The sequence below is a fragment of the Streptomyces sp. KL2 genome (genome assembly GCF_046529545.1).
Classification (GTDB): domain Bacteria; phylum Actinomycetota; class Actinomycetes; order Streptomycetales; family Streptomycetaceae; genus Streptomyces; species Streptomyces radiopugnans.
The window spans coordinates 4,266,499-4,281,980 of record NZ_CP127170.1 but is presented as its reverse complement, the minus strand read 5'-3'; the positions used below and the strand labels follow the sequence as shown (position 1 = coordinate 4,281,980).

The following is a 15,482-nucleotide window of genomic DNA, read 5'->3' as shown; positions in this document are numbered from 1 at the left end:
CGCTCAGGCCCGCCCGGTGTGCGCGAGGAACTCCCGCAGTACGCGCTCCCCTGCCGCGACTCCGCGCTCGGGCAGGGCGGTGACGTGCGGGGCGGTCCAGCCCAGGTCGGCCAGTTCCCCGTGGCCGGGCCGCCAGCCGGTGTCGGCGGCCAGCAGCAGGTCGGCGTCGAGGAGGGAGTCGCCGGCGGCCAGGACGTGCTCGGCGCCGGTGCGCCGGGCGACCTCGGCGACGGCGGCGCTCTTGGTGAGCGGGCGCGGCACGGCGTAGAGCTTGCGGCCCTGGAGGGAGACCGTCCAGCCGCGCGGTCCGGCCCAGTCGGCCAGTTCCTTCACCCAGGTGTCGGGCAGCTTCTCGCGGTCGACGACGAGGTAGGCGAACAGGTCCTCGGCGACGCGTTCCTTGAGCAGCCAGCCGGGGTCGGCGGCTCCCACCATGCGGGCGCGCACCTCCGTGAGCGGCGCGCAGTCGGTTTCCAGGGCGCGCCGCACCCGGGCGTGCCACCCGGGGTCGGACTCGCCGTCCACCATCAGGTGGCCGCCGTTGGCGCAGATCGCGTAGCGCGGGGGCGGGCCCGGCAGGCGGATGCGCCCGTACTGCTCGCGGGTGCGGGTGGTGGTGGGGACGAAGACGGACCGGGCGGCGAGTTCGGCCAGCAGGGCGGCGGCGGTCTCGGTGACGTACGACAGCGGCCTGGACTGGTAGACCTCCACGCACAGCAGCCGCGGGGCCCGGGCGTCGGGCATGGTCAGGCCGAGGGCGGCGGCGGAGTAGATGAGGGTGCGGTCCAGGTCGCTGGCGACCAGGGCCGTGTGCCGCTCCGGGGCCGCGGGCCCGGTCGCGGCGCCGGCCGCCGGGCGGCTCGTCGGGCGGCTCATCGGGCGGCCCTCCCGTCGGCGCCGGTGGCGCCGCGCGTGTAGCGGGGGTGGATGAGGCCGACGCAGGAGTAGGGCAGGTCGTCGGTCTCCTCGACGGGTACGCCGCGCTGCTCGGCGAGGAGCCGGATGTGGTCCAGGTCGGCGCCCGCGCCGCGCCGGGCCAGTACGCGCCAGGGGACGCGGCGCAGCAGCACCCGGGTGGTCTCGCCGACGCCGGGCTTGACGAGGTTGACGTCCCCGATGCCGTACTCGTCGCTGATGCGCTCCACCGCCCTCCAGCCGTCCCAGGTGGGGGCGCGGTCGGCGGCGAGCAGTTCCGCCACGTCCGCGGCCACGTCGGCGCGTACGGCGTCGAAGCGGCTGGCGACGGTGTCCAGGAAGAGACCGGAGACATCCGCTCCGGCCAGTTCGCGGTAGTGCTTGGCCCCGTGGAAGTCGTCGGGTCCGACGAGGTCGGCCCGGAGCACGGTGCGCGAGACGAGCCCGGAGACGGTGGAGTTGAGGCAGGCGGAGGGGATGAGGAAGTCCTCGCGGGTGCCGTAGGTGCGCACGCAGCCGCCGGGGTCGGCCAGGACGGCGAGTTCGGGGCTGAAGCCGGGGAAGGGGCGCAGGGCGTCGGCGAGTTCGCGGGTGATGGCGCCCTTGCCCGTCCAGCCGTCGACGAAGACCACGTCGGCCGGGTCGTGGTGGGCTGCGAGCCAGCGCAGGGCGGTGGTGTCGATGCCGCGGCCGCGGACGATGGAGAGGGCGTAGTGGGGTAGGTCCAGGCCGTGCACGTGCCGGGCCCAGCGGCGCATCAGCACCCCGACGGGCGTACCGGCGCGCGCGAGGGAGGCCAGTACGATGCCGCCCTCACGGCCGCCCCGGTCTCCCGCGCCGCCGAGGCCGCCCCGCTCGGTGAGCAGGGTGTCGGTGACGGCGCCGACGGCGCGGGCTATCCGGTCCGCGGAGGCTTCCAGCGCCTGGTGGAACAGCCGCTGGTACTCCCGGCTGGGCTGGTACTCCACCGGCAGCGACTCGGCGTAGTGCGCGCCGCCGGACTGGATGGCCTCCTCGCGCTCCTCGGTGGGCGCCTCCAGGGTGACATCGGAGAGGTCCTGGAGCAGCCAGCCGACGTCCTCGGGCGCGTAGGAGGAGAAGTGCGGGCCGCGCAGTGGCGCGGGCAGCGGCCGGTGGGAGGGGACGACCGCGAGCAGCACCCGGCCGGTGTGGGCGGCGAGGTGGGCCAGCAGGCCGTCGGGGGCGTGGAGGGCGGGGGTGTCGGCGGCGGAGTCCACGACGGCGACTACGGCGTCGAAGCCCTGGCCCGCGATGTTGTAGGCGTAGCGGTCGCCCGGCCGGCCGGGGGTGCCGTCGGCGGGGTCGTCGTGGGCGGGGAAGACCAGGCGGGTGCGGATGGCGTAGCCGGGCTCGTCGACCGCCAGGACGGGCGAACGGGTGGTGGTGGAGTAGCGGACCTCGGCATCGGTGGCGCCGGTGAGGGCGCCGGCCAGCCGCAGCGGCGCGTACATCAGCTCCTCGCACCCCAGGACGAGCACCCTGCGCGCCCCCTCGGGGAGGCGGGCGGCGATCCGGTCGGCCATCGCCGGCAGGGCGGCCTCCAGCCGGGCGCGGTGCGCGGGGGTGAAGCCGTGCCGCCCGCCGTCGGGCAGGCCCTGCGGCCAGCCCAGGTCGACACGGTGCACCTGTTCCGGGCCGAATCCGGGCGCGGGCCGCGGCGGCGGGCCCTCGTGTGCCTCGACCAGGGCGGCGCCGCGCTCCAGTACGCCGTCGGGCAGGCGTACGGTGCCGGTGGCCAGGGCCACCACGTCGACACGGGCGCCGAGGTCGGCGGCGAACTTCTCCAGCCGGGCCCGGTCCTCCGGTCCGCGCAGGTCGGTCAGCGCCACGATCACGTACCGCTCGCGCGGGAAGGCGCGGTGCAGTGCGGTGATGGTGTTGAGGACGGTGGTACCGGTGGAGAACTCGTCGTCCACCAGGACCAGCGGCCCGCCTCCGGCCAGCAGCTCCGGGTCTTCCGGCAGCAGCAGGTGGGAGGTGGCGTGGGAGTGCTCCTCCTCGAAGCCGCCCACCGGCTCCGCGCCGGGGACGGCGCGGCGCGTGGAGTGGAGGCAGGGGGCGGTGCCCAGGCCGTCGGCGACGCTGTGGCCGAGGGCGGTGGCGGTCTCCGCGTAGCCCAGGACGACCGCGCGGCCGGCGTCCGCGCCCAGCAGTTCGCCGACGCGTCTGCCCAGGTCCAGGCCGGTGCCGTGGACGATCCCGGGGAGCTGGGGGACGTGCTTGCCCAGCACCTGGGAGACCAGCAGGTGCGCCCGGCGGGGGTTGCGCCGCAGGGCCAGGCCGAGCAGGTCACGGAGTCGTCCGTCCTCCTCGCCGGGCGGGGCCTCCAGCCGTACCCCCAGCCGCCGGGCGACCCATTCGCCGGGCCACGGCCCGCTCGGCCCGCGCCGCTGCCCGGTGCCGGGTTCGGCCGTCCCTCCCGGTGCTCCGGTCTCCCGTTCGCCCGCGCGTCCGTTCGCGTCCGCCGCCTGCGTCACCCTGCCGTACCCCTCGCCCTGGCCTCGGTCATGGCCGTGGTCGTCCTCGTCCGTGTGGCTCATATGCTCCCAGCCGCCAGCAGTTCGACGAACCCCACGCCCTCGCGCGCGACGCCAAAGGCCTCGGCCCGCAGCAGGGTGCGCTCGGCCCAGGCCCGGTGCGGCTTCACCTCGTTCATCTTGTTGGTGTACGCGGAACGCAGCACTCCGCCACCGCATCGCTCGGGGCGCAGTATGTCCGTGGCATCGCTGAACTCCTCGTGGCTGACCACCGACAGGGCGTGGACGGGCGCGACGTGGGAGGGGTGTATGCAGGTCTTGCCCTGCAGGCCGTTGGCCCGGTCCAGGTCGATCTCGCGCAGCAGCCCGTCCATGTCGTGCTCGATCAGCGCGGCGCGCAGTTCCTCGGCGCGGCCGGTGAACGGGCTCTGGCGCAGTTGCGGTTTGAACATCCGCTCCTGGAGCCGGAAGTACTCCCACACGGGCCCGGTGACGGTGAAGCCGGTGCCGTCGGCCCGGCCGAGCACGTTGACCACGTCGGCTATCACCGAGGCGACGATCTGCACGTCGTAGGCGGTCATGTCGGGGCTGCGGCGCAGTCCGTAGGCGGAGCAGAAGTCGGTGACGCCCAGGCGGAGCGCCAGGACCCGGTCGCGGTACTTGTCGACGGTGCGGGCTATCCCGGTGAGCGTCTCCGCCCGCGTCTCCAGGTGCAGGAGGTCGGGGGACTCCAGGACGGGCATGGCGAACAGCCGCCGCCCGCAGTCGGCTTCGGCGGCGGTGAGCGCCTCCAGGAAGGGGATGCCGCGCTCCTCGGTGAACTTGGGCAGCACGAAACCGGACAGCAGGCGGGTGCTGGGCCCCAGGCGCCGGACCAGGGAGGTGATCTGCGCGGGCTCGCGGACGCGGACGAACAGCAGCGGGGGCTCGGCGGAACCGGCGCCGGAGGCGGCGGCCAGCTCGGCGAACTGCCGGACCAGGTTCTCCTCGGCGCCGGGCACCTCGGCGTCGTCGATGGAGTCCTCCAGGCAGAGCACCATGGAGACCACCCCCCGCCGGGCCTGCTTGAGCACGTCGTCGGCGAGCCGGGGGCGGGTGGCGGGGCTGTAGAGGGTGGCGCCGAGGGCCACCGACAGCAGACGGGCCGGGGACTGCGAGGAGAACTCGGCCGGTTCCTTGTGGAACAGTTCTCGCCGCACCTGCGGCGAAAGGTGACCGAAGTGCCGCACAGGACCCCCGTTCCGTCACCGGCCCCATGACTCTCATGAGCGAGATCCGGCCGATCATCGTAAGCACGCACGTGGCTCAAAAGTTACTCGAACGCATGAACATAGCATTACTTACGCATAAACCCGGGGTGCCGAGGCACCCACGTTGTACCGGCGGGCCGCGACAGGCAGGATGGCGCTATGACGCACGCGATGCTGAAGGGGTCGAACATCCAGCTCCACGCGACGGCCGTGCGCGCCGTACTGCGCTGGACACCGGGCACGGGCGTCCTCGACGTCGACGCCTCCGCGCTGCTGCTGGGCGCGGACGGACGTGTGCGCTCCGACGAGGACTTCGTCTTCTACAACCAGCCGCGGCACCCCTCCGGGCTGGTGCGGTACCTGCCCAAGAGGCGCGAGCCGGAGGGGCTGACGGACTCGATCGAGGTGGATCTCGGCCGTCTCGACCCGTCCGTGGACCGGGTGATGCTGTCCGCGTCGGCCGACGGCGGCACCTTCGCCGACGTACGCGACCTGGTGCTGCTGGTGGTTGACGCCGACGGCGGTGAGACGGTCGCCCGTTTCGAGATCCGCCCCGAGACGGGTTCGGAGACGGCGCTGATCTGCGGCGAGCTGTACCGGCGAGGGGAGGGCTGGAAGTTCCGCGCGCTGGGGCAGGGTTACGACACCGGGCTGGTCGGACTGGCGACGGACTTCGGCATCTCGGTGGAGGAGGCCGAGTCGGCCGTTCCCGGTGAGCCGGAGCAGACGATCCCGCAGCCGCCCCCGGAGCCGGGCTTCCCCCCGCCGGACCCGATGCCCGAGCCCCGTCCCGAGCCGCAGCCGCACCCCGAGCCGCCGCCCGGGCCGAACCCTCCGCCGCCGCGCCCCGTCCCCGGCCCCACCCCGGGGCCGAAACCGCTGCCCGAGCCGGAGCCGCAGCCCGGTCCGAGCCCCGAGCCGGGACCCGAGCCCCAGCCGGAGCCCGCGGCGGCGTCGCACCCGACGGCCCCGGTGCCGGCCGGGCCGCCCCCGGGGCCCGGCCACGGCTACGGCTACCCGCAGCCCCACGCGCCTCAGCCTGCGCCGGGGGTCCCCCCGGCGCAGCCCGCGTACGGCTATCCGCACGTGCCACCGCCGCCGGCCCGGCCCCCGGCCCACCGGCCCGGCACGCCCGACCCGGCCTTCACCCTGCCGCCGCAGGGGCCGCAGTTCGTGGGTCGTTAGCCGAGCCGGCCGGCGCACCTGCCCGCGCGGGCCGCTCCGGGCCCGCGCGGGAGCGCACGGGCCCGGCCGCGGATCACGCCCGGCCCGCCTTCTTCTTGTAGCCGCGCCCCCACTGCAGGCCCCAGCCGTAGAGCCGGTCGAGCTCCGACTGGAAGCCGTAGACGTAGCGCACCTCCCGGCGGACCACCAGCTGTCCCTTGTTGTCGTTCTCGATCAGCACCACCGCGCAGGAGCGGGCCTCGGGGGCGCGTTCGTCGAGGCCGATCTCGATGCGCGGGCCGTTGCTGGGGATCAGCGAGACCACGGCGTGGGTGCGGTCGAACGCCGGGGTTCCGTCGTAGATGTAGACGAAGACCAGCAGCCGCTTGATCTCGTCCTTGTGGTCGAGGTTGACGTAGATGGTCTCGCCCGACGAGCCGCCGAACCGGTTGTCTCCGCTGAGCTTGACGTACGGGGGTGCGTTGATCTCCCCCAGCAGCTCGCCGAGCGGCTGGACGACGCCCTTGGAGCCGTCCTTCAACTCGTACATGCAGGCCAGGTCGAGGTCGACCGTCACCATGCCCTGGGTGTGCCCCTGCACCGGCTCGGGCTTGAACGCCTGGAGCGGGTTGCGCAGCAGACCGCCGCTCCGCCGCCGTCCGTCGAAGTCGGACGAGCGCATCCGCCAGGAGAGGTTGATCTGCAGATGACCGCTGTCGGCGCCCTGCCGGGTGAGCGAGATCGCCGAGTGCCGCTTGGTCAGCTCGACCGCGTATGTCGTCGAGCCGCCGACCGTGTCGAACTTCGGACCCCTGCGCATGCCACTGCGCCAGTTCTCCCACAGGGAGACCATGACTTCCTACCCCCACTCCGAGCGGACCGTCCCATGACCGTGCCATGACCGTGTCTGCGGCGTCACGCCGCGGGGGCGGCCACGAGACGTCTCGTGGCCGCCCCCGCACAGAGCGTTCCGCAATCGGGCCGCCGTCACACGCCCGAGGGGACTTCCGGCTTCCGCGCCGGGCTGCCGCCCTCGCCTCCGCCCTCGCCTTCGCCTCCGCCCTGCAGGGCGTCCCTGCGGTTGTGCCGCAGGGAGGTCCAGAAGGCGGTACCGATCAGCGCGACGCCGATGAGGCCGGTGATGACCTCGTTGACGTGCCACCTGATGGTGATCAGCAGCAGGATGCCCAGGGCGCCGATGGCGTAGTGGGCGCCGTGCTCCAGGTAGCGGTACTCGTCCAGCGTGCCCTGGCGGACCAGGTAGACGGTCAGGGACCGGACGTACATCGCGCCGATGCCCAGGCCGAGCGCGATGACGACCGGGTCGTTGGTGATGGCGAAGGCGCCGATGACGCCGTCGAAGGAGAAGGACGCGTCCAGTACCTCCAGGTAGAGGAACATGAAGAACGCCGCCTTGCCGGCGAGCAGGACGACCGGGGCCTGCTTGCCCGCGCGCCGGGCGGCCTCCTCGGCCTCGTGCTCCTGCTCCTCGTCCTCTTCGATCTTGTTCTCGAAGTGGCTGGAGAGGCCGTTGACGATGAGGTAGGTGAGCAGGCCCCCGATGCCCGCGAGGTAGACCGTCGCGGACTCGTCGGCGTGTCCGTCGTAGAGCACGGCGTGGGTGCCCAGAACGGATCCCGAGAGCAGCAGGGCGATCAGGGCGACGACCACCGCGAGTCCCTCGACCTGCCCGAAGCGGGCCAGCGGGCGCTCGATCACCTTGAGCCAGTGGATGTCGCGTTCCTTGTCGAAGAGGAAGTTGAGGAAGATCATCAGCAGGAACATGCCGCCGAAGGCCGCGATCGACGGGTGCGCGTCGGTGACCAGCTGCTCGTACCGCTCCTGGTCGTTGAGCGCCAGGTCGACCGCCTCGATCGGCCCCAGCTGGGCCGAGACGGAGACGATCACGATGGGGAACACCAGGCGCATGCCGAACACGGCGATGAGGATGCCGATGGTGAGGAAGATCTTCTGCCAGAACTCGTTCATCTTCTTCAACACGCCGGCGTTGACGACGGCGTTGTCGAAGGACAGCGAGATCTCCAGGATGGAGAGGATTCCCACCAGGGCGAACGCCTCCCACCCCCCGAACAAGAAGGCGGTGACGAGCCCGGCGGCGGTGACGCCGAAGGACCAGCCGAATGTCCTTAGAACCACTGATTACCCAATCTTCTCTCGGTGGGAATCCCCCCACACCGTGGGTGGTGGAGCCGCTGCGCGGCCTGCTTTACGAAACGTTTACTCCGAAGTCTAGGGCGATGCCCCGCAACCCCGACGCGTACCCCTGGCCGACGGCCCGGAACTTCCACTCGCCCCCGTACCGGTAGAGCTCCCCGAAGATCATCGCCGTCTCGGAGGAGGCGTCCTCGGTGAGGTCGTAGCGCGCCAGCTCGTTGCCGTCGGACTGGTTCACCACGCGGATGTACGCGTCGGTGACCTGGCCGAAGCTCTGCCGCCGGGTCTCGGCGTCGTGGATCGACACCGCGAAGACCACCTTGTCGACCTGCTGGGGCACCCGGGTGAGGTCCACCAGGATCGTCTCGTCGTCGCCGCCCGTGCCGCCGACCAGCTCGTCGCCCGTGTGCTCGACCGATCCCTCGGGACTCCTGAGGTTGTTGTAGAAGACGAAGTACTCGTCGCCGAGCACCCGGCCGCCCGCGCACAGCAGCGCGCTGGCGTCCAGGTCGAAGTCCGCGCCCGTGGTGGAGCGGGCCTTCCAGCCCAGACCGATCTGGACCTGGGTCAGGTTCGGTGCGGCCTTGGAGAGGGAGACATTGCCCCCCTTGGCGAGCGTGACGCCCATGTTGCTGATCCTCTCCCGATGCGATGCGCCCAGTGTTCCCGGAACACCCGGCGCCGCATACCTCCCGGGCATGGAAGTCTGCGGCGCCGGAGACTGCCGGGATCGGATGGAACCGACCGACGGCAGGGGGTGACCGACAGGTCTCAGACGTTCACCCCGAAGTCCTGCGCGATGCCGCGCAGCCCGGAGGCATAACCCTGGCCGATGGCCCGGAATTTCCACTCCGCGCCGTGGCGGTACAGCTCACCGAAGACCATGGCGGTCTCGGTGGAGGCGTCCTCGCTCAGGTCGTAGCGCGCCAGCTCCTTGTTGTCGGCCTGGTTGACCACGCGGATGTAGGCGTTGCGGACCTGGCCGAAGCTCTGCTGGCGGGTCTCGGCCTCGTAGATCGACACCGGGAAAACGATCTTGGCGACCTCCGCGGGCACTCCCGCGAGGTTCACCTTGATGACCTCGTCGTCGCCCTCGCCCTCACCGGTGAGGTTGTCACCGGTGTGCTCCACGGAGCCGTCGGGGCTGGTGAGGTTGTTGAAGAAGACGAAGTGCTGGTCGGAGACGACCTTCCCCTCGGTGTTCGTCAGCAGCGCGCTGGCGTCCAGGTCGAAGTCCGTGCCCGTCGTGGTGCGGGCGTCCCAGCCGAGACCGACGATCACGGCGGTCAGGTTGGGGGCTTCCTTGGTCAGCGAGACGTTGCCGCCCTTGCTGAGGCTGACTCCCACGAGTCCTCCCGGTTGGTCATGAGGAGCACGATGTGCCCCTGTTGCGTGGATGCCGTTCGATAACGAGCCGATCCTAGTGATCGGTTCCCGGCGTTCGCAGAGCTCTACAGGCTTTCGAGGGCCTTCGCGTACTCGTTCAGATCGCGTGCGTCGGGCAGCGCGTTGACCACCGTCCAGCGCACCACGCCCTCCTTGTCGATGATGAAGGTCCCGCGCACCGCGCACCCCTTCTCCTCGTCGAAGACGCCGTACTCGCGCGCGGTGTCGCCGTGCGGCCAGAAGTCCGACAGCAGCGGGTAGTCGAGCCCCTCCTGCTCCGCGAAAACGCGCAGCGTGAACGGGGAGTCGCACGAGACGGCCAGGAGCTGGACGTCGTCGTTGACGAAGCGGGGCAGCTCGTCGCGCAGGGCGCACAGCTCGCCGGTGCACACCCCGGTGAAGGCGAAGGGGTAGAAGAGCAGGACGACGTTCTTCTCCCCCTTGAAGTCCGCGAGCCGCACGGTCTCGCCGTGCTGGTTCCTCAGCTCGAACTCCGGGGCCTTGTTGCCCACCTCGATCGCCATGGACGCGTTTCCCTTCGGTGTAGGTGACGCCCCCACCCTACGCAGGGCCCCTGGGCCCCCGAAAAGCGCCGAGCCCCCGTGCGGCGGGTGCCGTACGGGGGCTCGGCCCGGCCCTCGGGAGGCCGGGAGCGGTCAGTGCTGGGTCACCGCTTGCCGGTGCGGGCGGTCTTCGGGGTGACCAGGCGGTTGCCGGTCCAGTCCTTGCCGGCGTTGACGGTGCTCGTCTGGGCCAGGCCCGCGGTCTGGGCCGCCTCGCCGATCTCGCTCGGCTCGACGTACCCGGGCCGCCCGGTCTTCGGCGTCATCAGCCAGACCGGGGCACCGTCCTCGACCAACGTGATGGCGTCCACCAGCGCGTCCGTCAGGTCGCCGTCATCCTCGCGGAACCACAGCACCACGGCGTCGGCCATGTCGTCGTAGTCCTCGTCGACGAGTTCCTGGCCCGTGATGGCCTCGATTCCCTCGCGGAGGGCCTGCTCGGCGTCGTCGTCGTAACCGAGCTCCTGGACCACCTGCCCGGGCTGGAAACCCAGCCTCGCGGCGGGGTTGGTCCGCTCCTCCGCGTGGTCCGCGGTCGCGCTCACGGATTGCCTCCTGTCATCTTTCGAAAGTAGCTGGTGCCCGCGCGGGCGCGCGGAGCATTGGGCGTAGTCCACACGGGCCGGACCGATCGCGCAAGTACCCGGCCGCTGATCCCGCCCAAACGTTGACGTGTCGCCTCACACCACCTGAACCGCTGTGGTGCACGGCACACCCGTACGCCTATTTTGCCCCAATCAATGGCGAATAAGGCCAGGGTCGAACGACCGTGCGTGGACCGCGGCCCTCTTGGGCGTAGGGTTGCCGTTCGGCCGACTCACGCCCCGGCCGCAACGGCCCGGGCACCCGGGCGTCTCACGGAGCGGGGTTACCCCTCGGTAGAGATGACGTATCCGCCCCGGCGGTACACGATGGGAGACGGCGCGACATCCCAGCAGAGCAAGACCGAACAGCGAAGGAACAGCGTGGCTTCCGGATCCGATCGCAACCCGATCATCATTGGTGGCCTTCCCAGCCAGGTCCCGGACTTCGATCCCGAGGAGACCCGGGAGTGGCTCGACTCGCTCGACGCCGCCGTCGACGAGCGGGGCCGGGAACGTGCCCGCTACCTGATGCTCCGCCTCATCGAGCGCGCCCGCGAGAAGCGTGTGGCCGTGCCGGAGATGCGCAGCACGGACTACGTCAACACCATCGCGACCAAGGACGAGCCGTTCTTCCCCGGCAACGAGGAGATCGAACGCAAGATCCTCAACGCGACCCGCTGGAACGCGGCCGTGATGGTCTCGCGCGCTCAGCGGCCGGGCATCGGGGTGGGCGGCCACATCGCCACCTTCGCCTCCTCTGCCTCGCTGTACGACGTGGGCTTCAACCACTTCTTCCGCGGCAAGGACGGCGGTGACGGCGGCGACCAGATCTTCTTCCAGGGCCACGCCTCTCCCGGCATCTACGCCCGCGCCTTCCTGCTGGACCGGCTCACCGAGGCACAGCTCGACGGGTTCCGCCAGGAGAAGTCGAAGGCGCCCGACGGTCTGTCCAGCTACCCGCACCCGCGGTCGATGCCGGACTTCTGGGAGTTCCCGACCGTCTCCATGGGGCTCGGCCCGATCGGGGCGATCTACCAGGCCCGGATGAACCGCTACATGCAGGCGCGCGGGATCGCCGACACCTCCAACTGCCATGTGTGGGCCTTCCTGGGCGACGGCGAGATGGACGAGCCCGAGTCCCTGGGGCAGCTCTCCCTGGCCGCCCGCGAGGGCCTGGACAACCTGACCTTCGTGGTCAACTGCAACCTCCAGCGGCTCGACGGCCCGGTGCGCGGCAACGGAAAGATCATCCAGGAGCTGGAGTCGGCCTTCCGCGGCGCCGGCTGGAACGTGATCAAGGTCATCTGGGACCGCTCCTGGGACCCGCTGCTGGCGCAGGACCGCGACGGTGTGCTGGTCAACAAGCTGAACACCACCCCCGACGGCCAGTTCCAGACGTACGCCACCGAGACCGGCGCGTACATCCGCGAGCACTTCTTCGGCGGCGACCACCGGCTGCGGAAGATGGTCGAGAACATGACCGACGAGCAGATCCTGCACCTGGGTCGCGGCGGTCACGACCACCGCAAGGTGTACGCGGCCTACAAGGCGGCCCGGGAGCACAAGGGCCAGCCGACGGTGATCCTGGCGCAGACGGTCAAGGGCTGGACGCTCGGCCCGAACTTCGAGGGCCGCAACGCCACCCACCAGATGAAGAAGCTGACGGTCGAGGACCTCAAGCGCTTCCGCGACCGGCTGCACCTGCCGATCTCCGACAAGGAGCTGGAGTCCGGCCTGCCCCCCTACTACCACCCGGGGCGGGACTCGGAGGAGATCCAGTACATGCACGACCGGCGGCGCGAGCTGGACGGCTTCACGCCCCGGCGCGTGGACCGCTCCAAGCCGCTGGTGCTGCCGGGCGACAAGACCTACGCCACGGTGAAGAAGGGCTCCGGCCAGCAGCAGGTCGCCACCACGATGGCGTTCGTGCGGCTGCTGAAGGACCTGATGCGGGACAAGGAGATCGGCAAGCGGTTCGTGCTGATCGCCCCCGACGAGTACCGCACCTTCGGAATGGACTCGTTCTTCCCGTCGGCCAAGATCTACAACCCGCTGGGCCAGACCTACGAGTCGGTGGACCGCGAGCTGCTGCTGGCGTACAAGGAGTCCCCCAACGGCCAGATGCTGCACGACGGCATCTCCGAGGCCGGGTGCACGGCCTCGCTGATCGCCGCGGGCTCGGCCTACGCCACCCACGGCGAGCCGCTGATCCCGGTCTACGTCTTCTACTCGATGTTCGGGTTCCAGCGCACCGGCGACCAGTTCTGGCAGATGGCCGACCAGCTCGCGCGCGGCTTCGTGCTCGGCGCGACGGCCGGCCGCACCACGCTGACCGGCGAGGGTCTGCAGCACGCCGACGGCCACTCCCAGCTCCTGGCCTCCACCAACCCGGCCTGCGTCGCCTACGACCCGGCCTTCGGCTTCGAGATCGCCCACATCGTGCAGGACGGCCTGCGGCGTATGTACGGCGAGAACGCCGAGGACGTCTTCTACTACCTGACCGTCTACAACGAGCCGATCAAGCAGCCCGCCGAGCCCGAGGGCGTGGACGTCGAGGGCATCGTCAAGGGGCTGTACCGGTACCGGCAGGGTGAGGCCGGGTCGATCCCGGCGCAGATCCTCGCCTCCGGCGTGGCGGTGCCCTGGGCCGTGGAGGCGCAGCGCATCCTCGCCGAGGACTGGGACGTCCGGGCGGACGTCTGGTCGGCGACCTCGTGGAACGAGCTGCGCCGCGAGGCCGTCTCGGTCGAGGAGCACAACCTGCTGCACCCGGAGGAGGAGCAGGGCGTGCCGTACGTGACCCGCAAGCTCCAGGGGACCGAGGGCCCGGTGCTGGCCGTCTCGGACTGGATGCGCTCGGTGCCCGACCAGATCGCCCGCTGGGTGCCGAACCGCTACCAGTCGCTGGGCGCGGACGGTTTCGGCTTCGCCGACACCCGCGGCGCGGCACGGCGCTTCTTCCACATCGACGCCGAGTCGATCGTCCTGGGCGTGCTCACCGAGCTGGCCGGGGAGGGGAAGGTGGACCGCTCGGTGCTCAAGCAGGCCATCGACCGGTACCGGCTGCTCGATGTGGCCGCCGCCGACCCGGGCCCGGCGGGCGGGGACGCCTGACCCCCGGCCGCTGCTGCGGTCGCGGGCCGCGCCGACGTGCCGCGTGACATGCTTCGGCCCCGGCTTCCATGCCGGGGCCGAGGCATGTCACGCATAGCGCGCCGTCACGCCCACAGCCCCCACGAACCGGAGGCGGCGAAGACCCATATCAGGCCGAAGACGGTGTCCAGCGCGCCCAGGACCACGGCCACCACCGCCGCCTTCGACCGGGTGTTCCAGCGGCGCCCCATGGCGAGCCAGCCGCAGACCATCGCGATGGGACCGAGCACGAACCCCATCACCAAGAGCCCGACGACCGCGCAGACCGCGCCGATGACACCGAACGTCGAACGCTCGTCCCCGGTGAGATCCCCGCCGCCGCGCCGTTTGCCTTCGAAGTACCGCGTGCCCGTCATCTTCCCTCCCAGGGTCGTCGGACCGGCTGAGGCTTCGGATACCCCGGGACCCCCGTACGATGCCGGGCATGGCGGACATACGGGCCAAGGAACGCTGGGAGCGCCGGACGCAGGGACCACTGCTGCTGTTGTCGGTCCTCTTCGCCGTCGCCTATGCCGTACCGATCGTGCACACGAACCTCGCTCCGTGGGTGCGGGACGCGTGCCGGATTGTGGAGTGGGGAGTATGGGCGGCGTTCGCGCTGGACTACGCGGTACGGCTCCGGCTGGCCCCGCGGCGGTGGGCCTTCGTGCGCAGCCAGCCGCTCGCGCTGCTGGCGGTACTGCTTCCCCTGCTCCAGCCGCTGCGGCTGCTGCGGCTGGTCTCCGCGCTGCTGCTGGTGGGGCAGCGGACCCGGATGGCCTCCCGGGTGCGGGTGACCACCTATGTGGCCGGCTCGTGCCTGGGGCTGCTGGTGTTCGGCTCGCTGGCCGTGCTGGAGGTCGAGCGGAACTCCCCGGACGGCAACATCAGGACGCTCGGTGACGCGGTGTGGTGGTCCTTCACCACCATGACCACGGTGGGCTACGGCGACCTGGCGCCGACCACCGGCCTGGGCCGGTTGCTGGCCATCGGGCTGATGCTCTCCGGGATCGCTCTGCTCGGTGTGGTCACCGCCAACATCGCCGCCTGGTTCATCGCCCGGTTCGACGAGGAGGACGCCGCCGAGCGGCAGCAGACGGCGGCGATCGAGGAGCTGACGGCCGAGGTACGCGCCCTGCGGGCGGAGGTCGCGGAGCTGCGGGGCGGGCTCACGGGCTCGGGTGGGCCCGGGGACGGGACGGTGACGGACAGGGCGGTGGCGGACGGGGCGGGCCACGTCAGCTCTCCCAGATCTTGACGGCCCGCACCCGGTAGTCCGTCCGCGGCGCCCAACTGCCCGACGGATAGGTGTCGAACTCGCCGGTCTCGGCGCACTCCGCGCTCTGGTAGGCCGTGACGGGCCGCCCGGTGCGGTTGGCGAGCGAGGCGGCGGAGGTGCCCCGTGGCAGCGGCACACAGCTCTCGATGTCGGTGTCCGCCAGTTCATGGGTGCGGCGCGGCCCCTTGAAGTCCGCACGCTCCCACAGGCACAGCTCCCCGGCCGCGCACTCCCCCAGGCGCGGCGCCGGTGCTGCCGCCGACACGGCGGTCTGCGGTGTCAGCGCCGTGAGCACCGCGGCGGTCGCGGCCAGGGCCGCGGGCAGTGCGGCCCGGCGGACCCTGCGGCCGCGGTTGCCGAGGGTGCGGACGCGGTTGGCGTGGATGCGGCGGGTGTGGGCGCGGCGAGCGCGGTGTACGTGACGCATGTGGGTCTCTCCCCCGTGTCGGTCGTCGTGCGATCAGCTTCGACACGGGTCGGCCGGCCTGCCAAGCGCAGACCGGCCGTTTCACCGGGACGGGTAACGGAGTTGTCCA

At 71.5% G+C, this 15,482-nt stretch carries 14 protein-coding genes; 3 read left to right on the top strand and 11 right to left on the bottom strand.

Annotated elements, in window-relative coordinates:
• Positions 1-3: 3 nt before the first annotated feature.
• The 3 genes from QPK52_RS19200 to QPK52_RS19190 form a co-directional block, all read right to left on the bottom strand.
• Entirely contained in the window at positions 4-744 is a 741-nt protein-coding gene (locus QPK52_RS19200) for an HAD family hydrolase (RefSeq protein WP_410540395.1), read from the bottom strand.
• A gap of 128 nt (positions 745-872) precedes the next feature.
• Positions 873-3,476, bottom strand: a complete 2,604-nt coding sequence (locus QPK52_RS19195) for a phosphoribosyltransferase (RefSeq protein WP_410538701.1) — start codon at positions 3,474-3,476, stop codon at positions 873-875.
• A complete protein-coding gene (locus QPK52_RS19190; protein ID WP_410538700.1) occupies positions 3,473-4,642 on the bottom strand; it encodes an HpcH/HpaI aldolase/citrate lyase family protein in 1,170 nt (389 codons plus the stop codon). The genes QPK52_RS19195 and QPK52_RS19190 overlap by 4 nt, the downstream gene beginning before the upstream one ends.
• Positions 4,643-4,822: 180 nt before the next feature.
• Here QPK52_RS19190 and QPK52_RS19185 point away from each other — a divergent pair, with 180 nt between their 5' ends.
• Entirely contained in the window at positions 4,823-5,848 is a 1,026-nt protein-coding gene (locus QPK52_RS19185) for a TerD family protein (RefSeq protein WP_410538699.1), read from the top strand.
• Positions 5,849-5,921: 73 nt separating this feature from the next.
• Here the strand turns inward: QPK52_RS19185 and QPK52_RS19180 are convergent, their stop codons facing one another.
• The 6 genes from QPK52_RS19180 to QPK52_RS19155 all read right to left on the bottom strand — a co-directional run bounded on the left by QPK52_RS19180 (position 5,922) and on the right by QPK52_RS19155 (position 10,496).
• Positions 5,922-6,647: a Tellurium resistance gene (locus QPK52_RS19180; protein WP_410540394.1), complete on the bottom strand. Its 726-nt coding sequence runs from the start codon at positions 6,645-6,647 to the stop codon at positions 5,922-5,924.
• A gap of 167 nt (positions 6,648-6,814) precedes the next feature.
• Positions 6,815-7,984, bottom strand: a complete 1,170-nt coding sequence (locus QPK52_RS19175) for a DUF475 domain-containing protein (protein ID WP_410538698.1) — start codon at positions 7,982-7,984, stop codon at positions 6,815-6,817.
• 70 nt (positions 7,985-8,054) lie between these two features.
• Positions 8,055-8,630, bottom strand: coding sequence for a TerD family protein (locus tag QPK52_RS19170; protein ID WP_410538697.1), 576 nt, complete (start codon positions 8,628-8,630; stop codon positions 8,055-8,057).
• 143 nt (positions 8,631-8,773) lie between these two features.
• On the bottom strand, positions 8,774-9,349 hold the full coding sequence (locus QPK52_RS19165; RefSeq protein WP_410538696.1) for a TerD family protein: 576 nt from the start codon (positions 9,347-9,349) through the stop codon (positions 8,774-8,776).
• A gap of 104 nt (positions 9,350-9,453) precedes the next feature.
• Positions 9,454-9,912 carry a peroxiredoxin gene (locus QPK52_RS19160; protein ID WP_410538695.1) on the bottom strand — a complete coding sequence of 153 codons (459 nt, stop codon included), beginning with the start codon at positions 9,910-9,912 and terminating at the stop codon, positions 9,454-9,456.
• A 143-nt stretch (positions 9,913-10,055) separates the two neighbouring features.
• Positions 10,056-10,496: a DUF3052 domain-containing protein gene (locus tag QPK52_RS19155; RefSeq protein WP_093654740.1), complete on the bottom strand. Its 441-nt coding sequence runs from the start codon at positions 10,494-10,496 to the stop codon at positions 10,056-10,058.
• A 420-nt stretch (positions 10,497-10,916) separates the two neighbouring features.
• Between QPK52_RS19155 and aceE the strand changes: the two genes are divergently transcribed.
• Entirely contained in the window at positions 10,917-13,649 is a 2,733-nt protein-coding gene (gene aceE, locus QPK52_RS19150) for a pyruvate dehydrogenase (acetyl-transferring), homodimeric type (protein ID WP_410538694.1), read from the top strand.
• Positions 13,650-13,753: 104 nt separating this feature from the next.
• On the opposite strand, the gene QPK52_RS19145 is transcribed toward aceE, so the two are convergent.
• Entirely contained in the window at positions 13,754-14,044 is a 291-nt protein-coding gene (locus QPK52_RS19145; RefSeq protein ID WP_410538693.1) for a hypothetical protein, read from the bottom strand.
• Positions 14,045-14,103: 59 nt separating this feature from the next.
• On the opposite strand from QPK52_RS19145, the gene QPK52_RS19140 reads away from it, so the two are divergent.
• Positions 14,104-14,925 (top strand): potassium channel family protein, encoded by an 822-nt coding sequence (locus QPK52_RS19140; protein ID WP_410538692.1) that lies wholly within the window; start codon positions 14,104-14,106, stop codon positions 14,923-14,925.
• Here QPK52_RS19140 and QPK52_RS19135 read toward each other — a convergent pair.
• The gene (locus tag QPK52_RS19135; protein WP_410538691.1) at positions 14,906-15,373 is read right to left on the bottom strand and encodes a peptidase inhibitor family I36 protein; all 468 of its coding nucleotides are present in this window, start codon (positions 15,371-15,373) and stop codon (positions 14,906-14,908) included. The genes QPK52_RS19140 and QPK52_RS19135 overlap by 20 nt on opposite strands.
• Between the last annotated feature and the right edge of the window lie 109 nt (positions 15,374-15,482).

Excerpts from the sequence above, each read along its gene's own strand:
- QPK52_RS19200 (WP_410540395.1), bottom strand. The coding sequence starts at position 744 with ATGCCCGACGCCCGGGCCCCGCGGCTGCTGTGCGTGGAGGTCTACCAG.
- QPK52_RS19195 (WP_410538701.1), bottom strand. The coding sequence starts at position 3,476 with ATGAGCCACACGGACGAGGACGACCACGGCCATGACCGAGGCCAGGGC.
- QPK52_RS19185 (WP_410538699.1), top strand. The coding sequence starts at position 4,823 with ATGACGCACGCGATGCTGAAGGGGTCGAACATCCAGCTCCACGCGACG.
- QPK52_RS19180 (WP_410540394.1), bottom strand. The coding sequence starts at position 6,647 with ATGCGCAGGGGTCCGAAGTTCGACACGGTCGGCGGCTCGACGACATAC.
- QPK52_RS19170 (WP_410538697.1), bottom strand. The coding sequence starts at position 8,630 with ATGGGCGTCACGCTCGCCAAGGGGGGCAATGTCTCCCTCTCCAAGGCC.
- QPK52_RS19160 (WP_410538695.1), bottom strand. The coding sequence starts at position 9,912 with ATGGCGATCGAGGTGGGCAACAAGGCCCCGGAGTTCGAGCTGAGGAAC.
- QPK52_RS19145 (WP_410538693.1), bottom strand. The coding sequence starts at position 14,044 with ATGACGGGCACGCGGTACTTCGAAGGCAAACGGCGCGGCGGCGGGGAT.
- QPK52_RS19140 (WP_410538692.1), top strand. The coding sequence starts at position 14,104 with ATGCCGGGCATGGCGGACATACGGGCCAAGGAACGCTGGGAGCGCCGG.
- QPK52_RS19135 (WP_410538691.1), bottom strand. The coding sequence starts at position 15,373 with ATGCGTCACGTACACCGCGCTCGCCGCGCCCACACCCGCCGCATCCAC.